The organism is Xanthomonas sp. NCPPB 3570, from assembly GCF_056725115.1.
This window is the reverse complement of the sequence record NZ_CM161513.1, coordinates 3,835,830-3,849,247: the sequence shown is the minus strand read 5'-3', so window position 1 is coordinate 3,849,247 and position 13,418 is coordinate 3,835,830. Positions and strand designations below refer to the sequence as shown.

Annotated in this window: 15 protein-coding genes and 2 pseudogenes; 10 read left to right on the top strand and 7 right to left on the bottom strand. The window is 69.9% G+C overall.

What is annotated here, in order from left to right; genetic code table 11:
• Positions 1–251: 251 nt before the first annotated feature.
• The 4 genes from AC1PLR_RS16605 to AC1PLR_RS16590 form a co-directional block, all read right to left on the bottom strand.
• A complete protein-coding gene (locus AC1PLR_RS16605) occupies positions 252–1,244 on the bottom strand; it encodes an MBL fold metallo-hydrolase (protein WP_481101692.1) in 993 nt (330 codons plus the stop codon).
• Positions 1,245–1,350: 106 nt separating this feature from the next.
• Positions 1,351–2,181 carry a helix-turn-helix domain-containing protein gene (locus AC1PLR_RS16600; RefSeq protein ID WP_371183490.1) on the bottom strand — a complete coding sequence of 277 codons (831 nt, stop codon included), beginning with the start codon at positions 2,179–2,181 and terminating at the stop codon, positions 1,351–1,353.
• Positions 2,182–2,360: 179 nt separating this feature from the next.
• Entirely contained in the window at positions 2,361–2,783 is a 423-nt protein-coding gene (locus AC1PLR_RS16595; RefSeq protein WP_481101691.1) for a VOC family protein, read from the bottom strand.
• A gap of 145 nt (positions 2,784–2,928) precedes the next feature.
• Complete coding sequence (locus tag AC1PLR_RS16590; RefSeq protein WP_481101690.1) at positions 2,929–3,624, bottom strand: VIT1/CCC1 transporter family protein; 696 nt, start codon at positions 3,622–3,624, stop codon at positions 2,929–2,931.
• Between the two features lie 220 nt (positions 3,625–3,844).
• Between AC1PLR_RS16590 and AC1PLR_RS16585 the strand changes: the two genes are divergently transcribed.
• The 5 genes from AC1PLR_RS16585 (at position 3,845) to AC1PLR_RS16565 (ending at position 7,263) form a co-directional block, all read left to right on the top strand.
• Positions 3,845–5,209: a glutamate--cysteine ligase gene (locus tag AC1PLR_RS16585; RefSeq protein ID WP_481101689.1), complete on the top strand. Its 1,365-nt coding sequence runs from the start codon at positions 3,845–3,847 to the stop codon at positions 5,207–5,209.
• Positions 5,210–5,243: 34 nt separating this feature from the next.
• A complete protein-coding gene (locus AC1PLR_RS16580) occupies positions 5,244–5,576 on the top strand; it encodes a hypothetical protein (protein WP_481101688.1) in 333 nt (110 codons plus the stop codon).
• A 220-nt stretch (positions 5,577–5,796) separates the two neighbouring features.
• Positions 5,797–6,378 (top strand): hypothetical protein, encoded by a 582-nt coding sequence (locus tag AC1PLR_RS16575; RefSeq protein ID WP_481101687.1) that lies wholly within the window; start codon positions 5,797–5,799, stop codon positions 6,376–6,378.
• A gap of 34 nt (positions 6,379–6,412) precedes the next feature.
• Entirely contained in the window at positions 6,413–6,802 is a 390-nt protein-coding gene (locus tag AC1PLR_RS16570; protein ID WP_481101686.1) for a hypothetical protein, read from the top strand.
• Positions 6,803–6,876: 74 nt separating this feature from the next.
• Positions 6,877–7,263 carry a YbjQ family protein gene (locus tag AC1PLR_RS16565; RefSeq protein WP_481101685.1) on the top strand — a complete coding sequence of 129 codons (387 nt, stop codon included), beginning with the start codon at positions 6,877–6,879 and terminating at the stop codon, positions 7,261–7,263.
• 36 nt (positions 7,264–7,299) lie between these two features.
• Here AC1PLR_RS16565 and AC1PLR_RS16560 read toward each other — a convergent pair.
• From AC1PLR_RS16560 to AC1PLR_RS16550, 3 genes and pseudogenes are all read right to left on the bottom strand, one after another.
• Positions 7,300–8,259, bottom strand: a pseudogene (locus AC1PLR_RS16560) (ATP-binding protein); the annotation flags it as partial.
• A gap of 218 nt (positions 8,260–8,477) precedes the next feature.
• A pseudogene (locus AC1PLR_RS16555) lies at positions 8,478–8,805 on the bottom strand (two-component sensor histidine kinase); the annotation flags it as partial.
• Positions 8,802–9,512 carry a response regulator gene (locus AC1PLR_RS16550; RefSeq protein ID WP_209030781.1) on the bottom strand — a complete coding sequence of 237 codons (711 nt, stop codon included), beginning with the start codon at positions 9,510–9,512 and terminating at the stop codon, positions 8,802–8,804. The gene AC1PLR_RS16550 and the pseudogene AC1PLR_RS16555, both read right to left, overlap by 4 nt.
• 314 nt (positions 9,513–9,826) lie before the next feature.
• Here AC1PLR_RS16550 and AC1PLR_RS16545 point away from each other — a divergent pair, with 314 nt between their 5' ends.
• The 5 genes from AC1PLR_RS16545 to AC1PLR_RS16525 all read left to right on the top strand — a co-directional run bounded on the left by AC1PLR_RS16545 (position 9,827) and on the right by AC1PLR_RS16525 (position 13,226).
• The gene (locus tag AC1PLR_RS16545; RefSeq protein WP_010344558.1) at positions 9,827–10,102 is read left to right on the top strand and encodes a metal/formaldehyde-sensitive transcriptional repressor; all 276 of its coding nucleotides are present in this window, start codon (positions 9,827–9,829) and stop codon (positions 10,100–10,102) included.
• Positions 10,103–10,142: 40 nt separating this feature from the next.
• Positions 10,143–11,252, top strand: a complete 1,110-nt coding sequence (locus tag AC1PLR_RS16540) for an S-(hydroxymethyl)glutathione dehydrogenase/class III alcohol dehydrogenase (RefSeq protein ID WP_481101684.1) — start codon at positions 10,143–10,145, stop codon at positions 11,250–11,252.
• A 70-nt stretch (positions 11,253–11,322) separates the two neighbouring features.
• Positions 11,323–11,895: an S-(hydroxymethyl)glutathione synthase gene (gene gfa / locus AC1PLR_RS16535; RefSeq protein ID WP_010344556.1), complete on the top strand. Its 573-nt coding sequence runs from the start codon at positions 11,323–11,325 to the stop codon at positions 11,893–11,895.
• Positions 11,896–11,986: 91 nt separating this feature from the next.
• Positions 11,987–12,817 carry an S-formylglutathione hydrolase gene (gene fghA / locus AC1PLR_RS16530; protein ID WP_481101683.1) on the top strand — a complete coding sequence of 277 codons (831 nt, stop codon included), beginning with the start codon at positions 11,987–11,989 and terminating at the stop codon, positions 12,815–12,817.
• A gap of 280 nt (positions 12,818–13,097) precedes the next feature.
• Complete coding sequence (locus AC1PLR_RS16525) at positions 13,098–13,226, top strand: hypothetical protein (protein WP_017916620.1); 129 nt, start codon at positions 13,098–13,100, stop codon at positions 13,224–13,226.
• The last annotated feature ends 192 nt before the right edge of the window (positions 13,227–13,418 follow it).

Here is a 13,418-nt window from a genome sequence, read left to right as displayed (position 1 = left end):
GGCCTCTTGCGCTTGAACGCTGCGAGACGCTTTCGCGCCGGACCCTCACCCCAACCCCTCTCCCGGAGGGAGAGGGGCTAGCCGTTCCCTTCTCCCCTTGGGAGAAGGTGCCCCGAAGGGGCGGATGAGGGTACGGGCGAAGCCTCGTGCACTCGAACTCTGCGAGACGCTTCGCGCCGGACCCTCACCCCAACCCCTCTCCCGAGGGGAGAGGGGCTAGCAGCTGTTCTTTCTTCCAAGAAAGAACAGCCTCAAGGCGCCGCCGACAACGGCGAAAACTCCGCCGGCACCCAGGCGAACGCTTCACCCTCGCGGCGCACGTGGCCCAGGCCCGGGAACGGCAGGTGCGCGCCGGCCACCCACCAGCCGTGGTCCGCGGCCTGCGCCAGCATGCGCTTGCGTGCGGCGATCGCTGCGGCGCGGTCGCTGTCGGCCTCGTACGAGGCCTGCGGTTGCGCGAACTGCACCGCGTGGTAGTGCACCAGGTCGCCCCACACCAGCAATTGCTGCCCCGCACCACCGTCGAAGCGGTACGACACGTGTCCGGGCGTGTGCCCGTGGGTGTCCAGCGCCACCGCACCGCCCGGCAACGCGTCGCTGGGGTGGAAACGGCGCAGCCGCTGCGCCGCCTGGTACGGCGCCACCGCCGCGCGCGCCAGCGGGAAGGCGAAGCGCAACATCTGCGGCGCGCCGGCCTCGCTGGCCGGATCCAGCCAGTACGCGGCGTCAGCGGCGCTCAGCCACACCGTCGCCTTGGGATAGGCGGGCTGGCCCTGCGCATCGAGCAGGCCGCACAGGTGATCGGGATGGGCGTGGGTCAGCAGCACATCGTCGACCTGCTCGGGTGCGTAGCCGGCCGCGCGCAGGTTGGCCAGCACCTGGCCGAGTCCGGGGCCAAAACAAGTCGCGGTGCCGGTATCGACCAGGGTCAGGTGCGTGCCGTCCTGGATCAGGTAGGCGTTGACCGCGGTCTGCAGGCCCTTGTCGTTCTCCGGCACGTAGCGGTGGTCGAGCAGGCGCGCGATCGCCTCTGGCGGGATGTTCGCCAGTTGCGCGCGCGGCAGCGCCACGGTGCCGTCGAACAGGGCGGTGATGCGCAAGCGGCCGACCGCCTGGCGATAGACGCCGGGTACTTGCGCAACGGCGCTCTCCGGCGCGGCGGCATGGGCGATGGGCGGCAGCGTCAGCGCCGTGCTGGCGGTCAGGGCCAGCGCGCACAGCGCGCGCAACGGGAACACGGACATGGGATTTCCTGGCAATGCGGCAGGCGCCGCGGTACCAGAATGCTGCGCCGGTCCCGCTGCGCGATTCGCTCATTCCGCTGCGCGCGGCGCTCAACGCCGACGTGGCTCAATTGCCGATGCTGGCCGGATCCAGGCCGTAGCGTTGCTGGAAGCGTTGGCTGAAGCTGCGCACCGAGCGGTAGCCGGCGTGCGCGGCGACCGTCTTCAGCGGCCAGCGCGTGGTGTACAGCAGCTGCATCGCATGCGCCAGGCGCGCATCGGCAAGCAGCTCGCGCAAGGAGGTGCCTTCGCCGGCCAGGTGCCGGCGCAGGGTCGCACCGCTCAGTCCCAGGTGGTCTTCGATGTCGCGCGAACGCCAGCCGCGCTGCGGCTGTGCGGCGATCAGCTCGCGCACCTGCGCCGCCACGCTTGGCGCCGGCGGCAGCAGCAGGCCGCCGTGGCCTTGCCGGCACAGCGCCACCACCAGGGCCGCCAGCGCCAGCCGCGCCTCGGTGTAGCGGCCGTCCTGCAGTGCCTGCCGCCATTGCAGCAGGGTGCCGCCGAAGGTCTCGGCACGCAGGCGCGCCAGTTCCGCGCCGGCGGCGGGCAGCGGCTCGTTCCACAGCACGCGGGCGGCGCTCAGCGCTTCCTCGCACAGCGGCACCAGCACGCTCAGGTACAGGCCGCTGTGCGGATCCGGGATGTTGACCACATCGATGCGGCAGCGCCGCGTCACCAGGAACAGGTCGCCCGGCACGAAGTCCAGGGTCTGCGTGGCGGTGCGCACCTGCTTGCGGCCCTGCAGCAGGATCGCCAGCTGCGGCCGCGGGATCTCCACCGAGCGCGCGCCGTGTTCGCGGCGGGCGCTGATGCAGGCGTAGCCCTCCGCCTGGGTGCAGTCGGCCAGGCTGGAAAGACGCGCCAGCAGCAGGGCGTCGGGAGAGGTGGTGTCGGCCATGGCTGCGATGCTAACGCAGCGCGGCGCGCGCGCTCAGAGCAAAGCGCCAAGCTGCTACGTCGCAGCCGGTCTGACCACCACGACTGCGCTGGCGCCGGCCCCGCAAACTGCCGGTCTCGGCACGCCACAGGCCGCTTCCCCGCGGTCTGGCGACTGCGCAGTCGTTTTGTCAGCCACGCTTACCTGGGAGGTTGCATGAGCTCGATGGTGATCCCGTCGGGCCCGCTGACGTAGACAACGACGGTTCCCGAGCGTGGCCCTGCCTCGATCGGCCGCGGAGATCCTTTCAAGTGCCATCCCTGCGCCTGGATCCTGGCGACAGCCACGTCGATCTCCGTCACGGTGACGGCAAGATGGGCTGCGCCGATCGCGCCAGCGCTCGCGGGTGTCTTGCCCAACGTGCGAGCTGTCGAGTATTCCAGCAGTTCGATGGGAAAGCCGGCAGGCGAGACCACCAGCGCCATGCGGCAACGAGGATCGTCGACACCCGTCACCTCGCGCAGGAAATCGCCGCCCATTTCGCCTGTGCGGACAAGTTCGAAGCCCATGGCCTCAGTCCAGAACGCGATCGCCTCCTCCAGCGATGAAACGGAAAATCCCATGTGGTCGACGACGCAGGTGTCCGTGTTGATTTTCAGTCCTCCAGGTCAGGTTGCGTTTTGAGCGATGGGCGTGCGCTTGCCTTGCATTTCGGGGAAACGGGCGTCGGCCATGCCGGTGATGCTACCCATTACCGCGCATGCCCGCTCAGACATGCACGCCGAACACATGGCCGATCGCGCCGCTGGCGAGCATCGCCGCCGCGCCCCAGAACACCACGCGCACCGCGCCGCGCAGGCCCGAGGCGCCGCCGGCGCGCGCGGCCAGCGCGCCGGTCAGCGACAGGCCGACGAGGGTGGCCGCGCCGGTCACCCACAGTTGCCGTCCGTCCGGTGCCAGCCAGGCGGCCACGATCGGCAGCGCCGCGCCGCTGCAGAACGCCGCCGCCGATGCGGCGGCCGCCTGCAGCGGGCGCGCACGCAGGCTCTCGGTGATGCCGAGTTCGTCGCGCGCGTGCGCGCCCAGCGCATCGTGCGCGGTCAACTGCTCGGCAACCTGGCGGGCGAGGGCGGGATCGAGGCCGCGCTGGCGATAGATCGCGATCAGTTCCTCCAGTTCGCTCTGCGGATCCTCGTGCAGTTCGCGGCGTTCCAGCGCCAGGTCGGCGCGCTCGGTGTCGGCCTGCGATTGCACCGACACGTATTCGCCGGCGGCCATCGACATCGCGCCGGCGACCAGGCCGGCGATGCCGGTGGTCAATACCGTGGCCGCCGACGCGCCGCTGCTGGCGACGCCGACCACCAGGCCGGCCACGGACAGGATGCCGTCGTTGGCGCCGAGCACGGCCGCGCGCAGCCAGCCGGCGCGGTCGGTGCGATGGCGTTCGGAGTGGGTCGGGCGCATGCGTTGCCTGCCGCGGGCGGTGGGAGAGTCCGCAGCCTACCGAAGCCGGCGCCGCGGGCGCTTGCTGCGTCTCACTCTCGACGCGGCGGCGGCGCGGCCGTGGAATGCTGCAGTGCCGCCGGTAGCGATATGGGCCTCACCCCCGGCAGGCTATAGTGCGGGCCTTGCGATGGCCGGGCCCGGTCCCCACATCGCCTCACCCGCCGTGCGAGTCCTGCCCTTGTCGAGCCCCAGCCACGTTGCCGAGACGCCGATCACCGACCGCGCCGAACTGGTGCAGGTGCTCGCCTCTGGAGAGAAGCCCGAAGCGCAGTGGCGCATCGGCACCGAGCACGAGAAGTTCGGCTTCCGCCTGGACGACCTGCGGCCGCCGACCTTCGACGGCGAGCGCGGCATCGAGGCGCTGCTGCTGGGCCTGACCCGCTTCGGCTGGGAGCCGGTGCGCGAAGCCGGGCACACCATCGCCCTGCTGCGCGACGGCGCCTCGGTGACGCTGGAGCCGGCCGGCCAGTTGGAACTGTCCGGCGCGCCGCTGCCGACCATCCACGACACCTGCGTGGAAGTGGGCAGCCACCTCAACGAGGTCAAGCAGGTCGCCGACGAACTGGGCCTGGGCTTCCTCGGCATGGGCTTCCAGCCGAAGTGGCGCCGCGACGAGATGCCGTGGATGCCCAAGGGCCGCTACAAGATCATGAAACACTACATGCCCAAGGTCGGCGCGCTCGGCCTGGACATGATGACCCGCACCTGCACCGTGCAGGTCAACCTGGACTACGCCAGCGAAGCGGACATGGTGCGCAAGTTCCGCGTGTCGCTGGCGCTGCAGCCGATCGCCACCGCGCTGTTCGCCGATTCGCCGTTCGCCGACGGCACGCCCAACGGCTACCTCAGCTACCGCTCGCACATCTGGACCGATACCGACGCCGACCGCACCGGCATGCTCGACTTCGTGTTCGAGGACGGCTTCGGCTACGAGCGCTACGTCGACTACCTGCTCGACGTGCCGATGTACTTCTCCTACCGTAACGGCACCTACGTGGACGCCAGCGGACAGAGCTTCCGCGACTTCCTGCAGGGCAGGCTGCCTGCCTTGCCGGGCGCGTTGCCGACCTTGCGCGACTGGTCCGACCACATGACCACCGCGTTCCCGGAAGTGCGCCTGAAGAAGTACCTGGAAATGCGCGGCGCCGACGCTGGCCCGTGGGGCCGGCTGTGCGCGCTGTCGGCGTTCTGGGTCGGCCTGCTGTACGACGATGCCGCACTGGATGCGGCCTGGGACCTGGTCAAGGATTTCAGCCTGGTCGAACGCCACGCGTTGCGCGACGGCGTGCCGAAGCTGGCGCTGAAGCTGCCGTTCCGCAACGGCACCGTGCAGGACCTGGCCGCCGAGGCGGTGAAGATCGCCCTGGACGGCCTGCGCCGGCGTGCGCGCCTGAATCGCGACGGCCAGGACGAATCGCGCTTCCTCGAGCCGCTGGTGGAAATCCTGCACGCCGGCGAGACCGCGGCCGAGCGCAAGCTGGCGCTGTACCACGGCGCGTGGCAGGGCGACATCGACCACGTGTTCCGCGAGTTCGCGTACTGAGCGCAGCGCCGCGCGCCGCTGGGCCAGCACGACGATGACCGCGACCGTAGACATGGCGGGCCTGTTCCAGGACGAGCCGCCCACATGGGGCGGCCGTGGCGATCCGTATCTGTGGGAGGAGATGGCGTTGACCCTGACCGGCGTGCCGCTGCCGGCGACGTCCGCGCAGTGCGAGGCGCTGCTTGCCGACACCTTCGCGCGCCTGGTCGGCACGGCGCTGGACGACGCCTCTGTCGAGTCGGTGTTCGTGCCGCGCCTCAGCCATGGTGGCATGTCCTCCGGCCACGTCAGCCTGGTGTTCTGGCGGAAGACCGCCCTGCCGCTGTTGCTGGGGCGTCATGCCGCGGCGCTGGCGCAGCGACGTTGAGGCGATGCGCGTCGCCGCGGGCGACGCCGCCTGACGGTGCCGCTGAGTGCCGTCTTGCCTGTTGCGGCGTCATGCCGGCGCGCTGGCTGTACCAGCGCGGTGCCCGAGGCATGCGCATGGCGCGACGCGGTTAGAGCGTTCGGCGATCGGATGTGGCTGCAGGCGATGGCACGGGGAGCGGCCAGGCGGCACTATTGTCGACTCGTCTTCAGGGGGACGTATGCATCAGGCGCCACAGCGGTCCAATTTTGTCGCCATCCTGGCCTGGATCTTCATCGCACTCTCCGGTTTCGGCACGGTGATCGGCATCATGCAGGTCTTCGTTGTGTTCGCCGTGTTCGATCACGTGCAGTTCGCCGATGCGGTGCACAGGTTTCCGCCAGGAATGCCGCCGACGATCGCCTTCATTTTTTCCCACTTTCGGTGGTTTTTTCTTGGGACTACGCTGTTTTCAGCGTGGACCCTGGCGAGTTCGATCGGGCTTCTGCGGCGGTCGAATTGGGCGCGGTGGTGTTTCATCGCGGCCATGTCGCTGGTGATCGCATGGAACCTGGGAGGCGCGGTCGTGCAGGTGCAGATGATCGCGTTCATGCAGAAGCAGCTCGCTGTTGCGCAGATGCATGGCGCGCCGGACATGCAGCCGATGCTGTGGGCCATGTCCGCGATTGGTGTGGTCTTCGCGGCGGCCTTCGTCGCCTTGCATGGCTGGATCATCGCGCGCTTGCTGTCGCGATCCGTGACGGCCGAGTTTCGGCGACCCTCATCGACAGGTGCCGGCAGCCCCATGCCGCCGATCCGTTGAGCTGCATCTTGCGCGTTCCGCGAAGTCCCGTTGCATGTCGAGCTCCTTCGCATTGCGCACGCTTGGTCGCGTGCGTGCCGAGTCCGCGACCTGCATGAAGGCGGGCAGCGGTGTGGGGCGCCACCGCGGCGGCAGGGCCGGCGCCCTGAGCGTGTTGCTCGGCTGCATGGCATCCGCGCATGCGACCAGCCAATGCCCGGCTGACGTTGGCCCGAAGGATCCGCTCGTCGATCTGCTCGGGTGGGCCGTGATCGTCACCGGTGTGGTGTTGGGCGCCGGGTTGTGCGTGCACGTGGTGCGGCGCGCGCGCGGCCTGCGCCGCTGGCGACGCGTCGCGGTCGTCCTGGCCGGCGTCGTGGCGATGCTGCTGCTGTGGATCGGCGGCCTGGTCCTGGCGATTGCGTCGTTCTTCCTGCAGTGCTAACACTGCCGGTTCCGGCGCACGCGTGCCGGGTCCGCGGTCCGCGGAACCACGGACCGGCGCCACAGGGGGCATCCATGACCGATCCGTACAATTCCTCGCCGCCACGCGCGATGGCGGCCTCGCCGCTCAACGATGCGATGGTGACCACCGCGCTGGAGCTTCCCGGCTACCGCATCGTGCGCAATCTGGGCATCGTGCGCGGCATCACCGTGCGCTCGCGCTCCATCGTCGGCAACTTCCTGGGCGGGCTGCAGACCATCTTCGGCGGCAATATCACCATCTACACCCAACTGTGCGAGCAGGCGCGCCTGGAGACCTACCGCGACATGCTGCAGCACGCGCGGCAGATGGGCGGCAATGCCATCGTCGCGGTGCGCTACGACGCCACCGAGCTGATGGCTGGCCTGACCGAGGTGCTGTGCTATGGCACCGCCGTGATCGTCGATCCGAACCCGCACTGAGCCGGTCGGCGTGCGGCGGTACTGCTGCGGGGCGGCTCAGCCGCCGACCGCGTGGCAGGGCAGCCGCACGCTGACCCGCAGGCCGCCCTCGGGGCGGTTGTCCAGGGCGATCTGGCCGCCATGCGCCAGCACGATGCTGTGCGCCACCGACAGGCCCAGGCCGATGCCGCCGGTATCGCGGTTGCGCGAGTTCTCGCCGCGGAAGAATGGCAGGAACAGCTTTTCGCGCTGCGCCGGATCGATGCCGGGGCCGTCGTCGTCGATCCACAGCACGCACTCGCCGGCCTCGTGGCGCAGCTGCAGGCGCGCGCGCTTGCCGTACTTCAGCGCGTTCTCCACCAGGTTCATCACCATGCGCCGCAGCGACAGCGGGTCGCCGTCGAGGGTGATGGCGTCGCCGAGCAGCAGGACCACGTCGGCGCCGGTGTCGCTGGCGTCGTCGACCACGCTTTCCACCAGCAGGCGGAAATCCAGCGGCGAGCGCTTGCCGCGGCGGCTGTCGTTGTGGATGAAGTCCAGCGCCGCGGAGATCATCGCCTTCATCTCGTCGATGTCGGCCATGGTCTTCTCGCGCAGCGGCGACTGCAGGGTCTCCAGGCGGAACGCCAGCCGCGCCAGCGGCGTACGCAGGTCGTGGGCGATCGCCGCGACCATGTGCGTGCGCTCGTTGATCAGCCGGTTCAGGCGCGCCTGCATGGCGTTGAACGAATCGGCCGCCTGCACGATCTCGCTGGGGCCGCTGCGCCGCAGCGGTTGCGCGTCGGGGTTGCGGCCGAGCTGATCGGCCGCCTCGGCGAAGCGCCGGATCGGCGCCGACAGCGCCCGCGAGAACCACCAGGCCAGTGGCAGCATCGCCAGCATGCCGGCCAGGAACAGCATGACCACCTGGGTCTTGAATTCGTTGGAAAACCGCCGCGGCGGCGACATCACGCTGCGCCAGCGCCCGTCGGGCTGGCGCAGTGCGGCGGTGAAGCCATCCAGCAGCGGCACCGCCGGGGCGAAGCCGCGCTCGCGCCAGCCCGATGCATGCATGGCCCCGCCGAAGGCGCCATCGCGCGGTGGCTCGCCCGGGCCGGGCGGTGGCTCCATCGGCGGCGGTTCCTGTCCGTGCGGCGGCGGCATCGCCCCGTGCGAGGACGCATCGTCGGCGGCGACGGCGTGCGGCGGCGGCGGTGGGTGTTCGCCCAGGCGCAGGCGCAGGCGCTCCAGGCGGCCGTCGCTGTTGCGGTAGAAACGCACCTGGTCCGGCGGCACGTCCAGCCAGTGCGCCATCACCCGTTCGGCATTGCGGTCGCGTACCTGGTCGCGCGCCGGCAGCGGTGCATGCGCGGTGTCCTGCACCTTCAGGGTCTGGGTGCCGGCCGGCATGCGCGTGCTGAGCAGGGCGATCACCTCCGGCGGATGCACCGGCATCTCGTAGACCGGCGTGCGCAGCACCAGGGCGATGCCGATCAGCTGCGCGGTGAGCAGCGCCACCACCAGCAGCAGGAAGGCGCGGGCGAAGATCGGCACGCCGCGGCGGGCGCGCGTGGACGCACTCACAGGCGGGCGACGCTCGGCAGCAGCATGTAGCCCTCGTTGCGCACGGTGCGGATCAGTTCGGTCTGCACGCGTTCGTTGATCTTGCGGCGCAGGCGGCTGATCTGGCTGTCGATGGCCCGATCGTAGACCTCGGTGTCGCGGCCGCGCGCGTAGTCGAGCAACTGGTCGCGGCTGAGCACGCGCTGCGGATGCTCGACGAAGGTGCGCAGCAGCGCGAACTCGCCGTCGGAGAGGTTGATGAAGATGCCGGTGGGATCGCGCAGGTCGCGGCGGATCACGTCCAGCCGCCAGCCGGCGAACTCGTAGACGTTGCCGCGCGCTTCCGGCGGCAGCGTCGTGGCCTGGCTGCGCCGCAGCAGGGCGCGCACCCGCGCCAGCAGCTCGCGCGGATTGCATGGCTTGGCCAGGTAGTCGTCGGCGCCGACCTCCAGGCCGATGATGCGGTCGGTGTCGCTGCCCAGCGCGCTGAGCATGATCACCGCCGGCGCGCCGCGCTCGCTGGCGAGCTGGCGGGCGGCGCTGAGGCCATCTTCGCCGGGCATCATCACGTCCAGGATCACCAGGTCCGGCTGGCGCTCGGCCATCCGCAGGCGCATGTCCGCCACGGTCTCGGCGGTGTCCACCTGGTAGCCGTGGTCGCTCAGGAACTCGCTGATGAGTCGGCGCAGATCCGGATCGTCGTCGACGACCAGAATGAAGGATTTCATGTCCACGATCTTGAAGGGCCGCCACACGGGAGTCGCCCAGTCTAGACGTGGCCGCGGCTGCCTGGAACTGGGGGCGCCCAGGGACGAGGCCACCGCACCCGGGGCCCGCGCCTGAACGCATGGCCATCATAGGCAGCGCCGGCAGCGGGATCATGGCCGTCGCGTGTCCTGTGCCGACACGCGTTGCCATGCGTCGGCACCTGCGCTGGCGGGGCGTCTGTCACAGGCTGGGCCGGGGTTGCGGGATGCGCGGCCGTTTTCTTTTGCCGGCGGCCGGCATACTATCCCCCAGTATAGTTCTAGGGCCTCACCGCATGCCGCACACCCCGCACGAGAAGAAGCGCGTCCTCGCCCGCATCCGCCGCCTGCGCGGCCAGACCGAGGCGCTGGAACGTGCGCTGGAAGAGGGGACGGAGTGCGCTGCCGTGCTGCAGCAGATCGCCGCCATCCGCGGTGCGGTCAACGGCCTGATGTCGGAGGTGATGGAAGCCCACGTCCGCGAAGAATTCGGCCAGCCCGCCAGTTCCGACGCGCAGCGCGCCGCGCGCGTGCGCGAGATGGGCATGCTGGTCCGCTCCTATCTCAAGTGATCCGCACCCCACACCCATTTCCTCAGCCAGGAGAAAGCGCATGAAATCCCGAGCCGCCGTTGCATTCGAAGCCGGCCAGCCGCTGCAGATCGTGGAGATCGATGTCGAACCGCCGCGCCAGGGCGAGGTGCTGGTGCGCATCACCCACACCGGCGTGTGCCATACCGACGCGTTCACGCTGTCCGGCGACGACCCGGAAGGCATCTTCCCGGCGGTGCTCGGCCACGAGGGCGGCGGCATCGTCGAGGCGGTGGGCGAGGGCGTCACCAGCGTCAAGGTCGGCGACCACGTGATCCCGCTGTACACGGCCGAGTGTCGCAAGTGCAAGTTCTGCCTGTCCGGCAAGACCAACCTGTGCCAGGCGGTGCGCGCCACCCAGGGCAAGGGCCTGATGCCCGACGGCACCACCCGCTTCTCCTACAACGGCCAGCCGATCTACCACTACATGGGCTGCAGCACCTTCAGCGAGTACACGGTGGTGCCGGAGATCTCGCTGGCGGTGGTCAATCCCGAGGCGCCGCTGGAGAAGGTGTGCCTGCTCGGCTGCGGCGTCACCACCGGCATCGGTGCGGTGCACAACACGGCCAAGGTGAAGGAAGGCGACACCGTGGCGGTGTTCGGCCTGGGCGGCATCGGCCTGGCGGTGATCCAGGGCGCGGTGCAGGCCAAGGCCGGCCGCATCCTGGCCATCGACACCAATCCGGGCAAGTTCGAGCTGGCGCGCAGCATGGGCGCCACCGACTGCATCAACCCCAAGGATTACAGCAAGCCGATCCAGGAAGTCATCGTCGAGCTGACCGATGGCGGCGTGGACTTCAGTTTCGAATGCATCGGCAACGTGCACGTGATGCGCTCGGCGCTGGAGTGCTGCCACAAGGGCTGGGGCGAGAGCGTCATCATCGGCGTGGCCGGCGCCGGCCAGGAAATCAGCACGCGCCCGTTCCAGCTGGTCACCGGCCGCGTCTGGCGCGGCAGCGCCTTCGGCGGGGTCAAGGGCCGCACCCAGTTGCCGGGCATGGTGGAGCAGGCGATGCACGGCGCGATCGACCTCGATCCGTTCATCACCCACACCCTGCCGCTGGACGAGATCAACGAAGCCTTCCACCTGATGCACGAGGGCAAGTCGATCCGCACCGTCATCCACTTCTGACCGCAGGTCAGTCCGGCGCGCGGCCGTTTCCGCGCATTGCAGCGACGCAACGAACCCGGGAGGGGGCAAGATGAGTACTGTGACGATTCATCCGTCGGTGGATGCCGGCGTGCGTGCCGGCGCGGAGCATTTCCAGGGCGGCACCCTGGAATGCCACTGCGCCAGCGACAAGGTGGTGGTGGAAGTGGGGGCGCAGACCGCGCACAACCATGCGTGCGGCTGTACCAAGTGCTGGAAGCCGAAGGGCGCGACGTTCTCGGTGGTGGCGGTGGTGGCGCGCGACAAGGTCAAGGTGACCGCGCACGAGGAGAAGCTCAAGGTGGTGGACGAGAGCGCGACCATCCGCCGTCATGCCTGCACCGGCTGCGGCGTGCACATGTACGGCCGCATCGAGAACACCGAACATCCGTTCTACGGCCTGGATTTCGTGCACACGGAACTGTCGCCGCAGCAGGGCTGGTCGGCGCCGGGCTTCGCCGCGTTCGTGTCCTCGATCATCGAGAGCGGCACGCGTCCGGAGGCGATGGACGGGATACGCAATCGCCTGCGCGAACTGAAGCTGGAGCCGTACGACTGCCTGTCGCCGCCGCTGATGGACGCGATCTCCACCCACGTGGCGCGCAAGAACGGCGTGCTGCACTGAAGTCCGCTGCCGCGCGCGTCGCCGGTCGACGCGTCGCGGCATCTCCGCCTGCGGCCGCGCGCGGTCGCAGGCCCTCTTCCCGGAACTGCCCATGGAACGCATCGAACACCACGCCTGCTGCGGCGGCTGGCAGGACGTCTATCGCCACGATTCGGCCGTGCTCGGCTGCAGCATGCAGGTCGCCGTGTACCTGCCGCCGCAGGCCGAGCACAGCAAGCTGCCAGTGCTGTACTGGCTCAGCGGCCTCACCTGCACCGAGCAGAACTTCATCACCAAGGCCGGCGCGCAGCGCTACGCGGCCGAGCATGGCGTGATCCTGGTCGCGCCCGACACCAGCCCGCGGGGGGAGAACGTCGCCGATGCCGAGGGCTACGACCTGGGCAAGGGCGCCGGCTTCTACGTCAACGCCACCCAGGCGCCGTGGGCCGCGCACTACCGCATGTACGACTACGTGGTGCAGGAACTGCCGGCGCTGATCGAGGCGCAGTTCCCGCACAACGGCCGCCGCGCCATCAGCGGGCACTCGATGGGCGGCCACGGCGCCCTGGTGATCGCGCTCAAGAATCCCGGCCGCTACCGCAGCGTGTCGGCGTTCTCGCCGATCGTGGCGCCCACGCAGGTGCCGTGGGGCGAGAAGGCCTTCACCGCCTACCTGGGCGAGGACCGCGCGCAGTGGCAGGCGTACGACGCCAGCGTGCTGATCGGCAGCGCCAGCGAGCGCCTGCCGCTGCTGGTCGACCAGGGCGGCGGCGACGAGTTCCTCGACAAGCAGTTGCGCCCGCAGCTGCTGCAGGCCGCCGCCGACGCCGCCGGCTATCCGCTGACCCTGCGCGTGCAGCCCGGCTACGACCACAGCTACTACTTCATCGGCAGCTTCATCGGCGAGCACATCGTCTTCCACGCGCGCGCCCTGCAGGGCTGAGCGCGCTCCGCCGGCGGCCGCGCGCGACGCGTGCCGCCGGGCAGGGTGCCGCACACCGCGGCCAGGCCGCGGCAGGCACATGATGCATGCGGCACGCACCGGCCCTGCACATGACAGCGCCGTGACCATCACGGCGGCGGTGTGGCCGGTCTCGTAAACAAACGTGGGGGCGGCGGCAGCCAGCGTACGGTTGTGCGATCGCGTTCGCGCCTGCTGAGACGGGCGCTGGCTAGATTCCGCAGTGTTCGCCATTCCCACGTCACTGGATCGGAGCCGCGCCATGTCCTGCCGTCGCACCTTGCTGCTCCCCTGGCAGCGCTGGCGCAGCCCGCTCAGCGCGGTGGCGATGCTGGCCTGTACCGTGTTCGGTGCCTGCGTGGCGTTGGCGATCGGCGCGGCCACGCGATAGCGCAGCCAGTCCCGGCTGCCGGCGATCGTATCGACGCCGTTGCGCGGGACGCGCTGACGCGGTCGCGCCGTACTGCGGCGGCATCGCCTGGATCGGCAAGCGCTCGCATGCAATCCGCTGCATCGTCCCGCGGTGCCGGTAGGACAGCATGGTGCGCTGGACTGTCAGGCAGACGCTGGCAGTACGCGTTTC

Coding starts and splice junctions, on each gene's coding strand:
- AC1PLR_RS16545 (WP_010344558.1), top strand. CDS start 9,827: ATGCCGCACACCCCGCACGAGAAGAAGCGCGTCCTCGCCCGCATCCGC.
- AC1PLR_RS16595 (WP_481101691.1), bottom strand. CDS start 2,783: ATGGGATTTTCCGTTTCATCGCTGGAGGAGGCGATCGCGTTCTGGACT.
- AC1PLR_RS16540 (WP_481101684.1), top strand. CDS start 10,143: ATGAAATCCCGAGCCGCCGTTGCATTCGAAGCCGGCCAGCCGCTGCAG.
- AC1PLR_RS16590 (WP_481101690.1), bottom strand. CDS start 3,624: ATGCGCCCGACCCACTCCGAACGCCATCGCACCGACCGCGCCGGCTGG.
- AC1PLR_RS16605 (WP_481101692.1), bottom strand. CDS start 1,244: ATGTCCGTGTTCCCGTTGCGCGCGCTGTGCGCGCTGGCCCTGACCGCC.
- AC1PLR_RS16580 (WP_481101688.1), top strand. CDS start 5,244: ATGACCGCGACCGTAGACATGGCGGGCCTGTTCCAGGACGAGCCGCCC.
- gfa (WP_010344556.1), top strand. CDS start 11,323: ATGAGTACTGTGACGATTCATCCGTCGGTGGATGCCGGCGTGCGTGCC.
- AC1PLR_RS16570 (WP_481101686.1), top strand. CDS start 6,413: ATGTCGAGCTCCTTCGCATTGCGCACGCTTGGTCGCGTGCGTGCCGAG.
- AC1PLR_RS16525 (WP_017916620.1), top strand. CDS start 13,098: ATGTCCTGCCGTCGCACCTTGCTGCTCCCCTGGCAGCGCTGGCGCAGC.
- AC1PLR_RS16550 (WP_209030781.1), bottom strand. CDS start 9,512: ATGAAATCCTTCATTCTGGTCGTCGACGACGATCCGGATCTGCGCCGA.
- AC1PLR_RS16575 (WP_481101687.1), top strand. CDS start 5,797: ATGCATCAGGCGCCACAGCGGTCCAATTTTGTCGCCATCCTGGCCTGG.
- fghA (WP_481101683.1), top strand. CDS start 11,987: ATGGAACGCATCGAACACCACGCCTGCTGCGGCGGCTGGCAGGACGTC.
- AC1PLR_RS16600 (WP_371183490.1), bottom strand. CDS start 2,181: ATGGCCGACACCACCTCTCCCGACGCCCTGCTGCTGGCGCGTCTTTCC.
- AC1PLR_RS16565 (WP_481101685.1), top strand. CDS start 6,877: ATGACCGATCCGTACAATTCCTCGCCGCCACGCGCGATGGCGGCCTCG.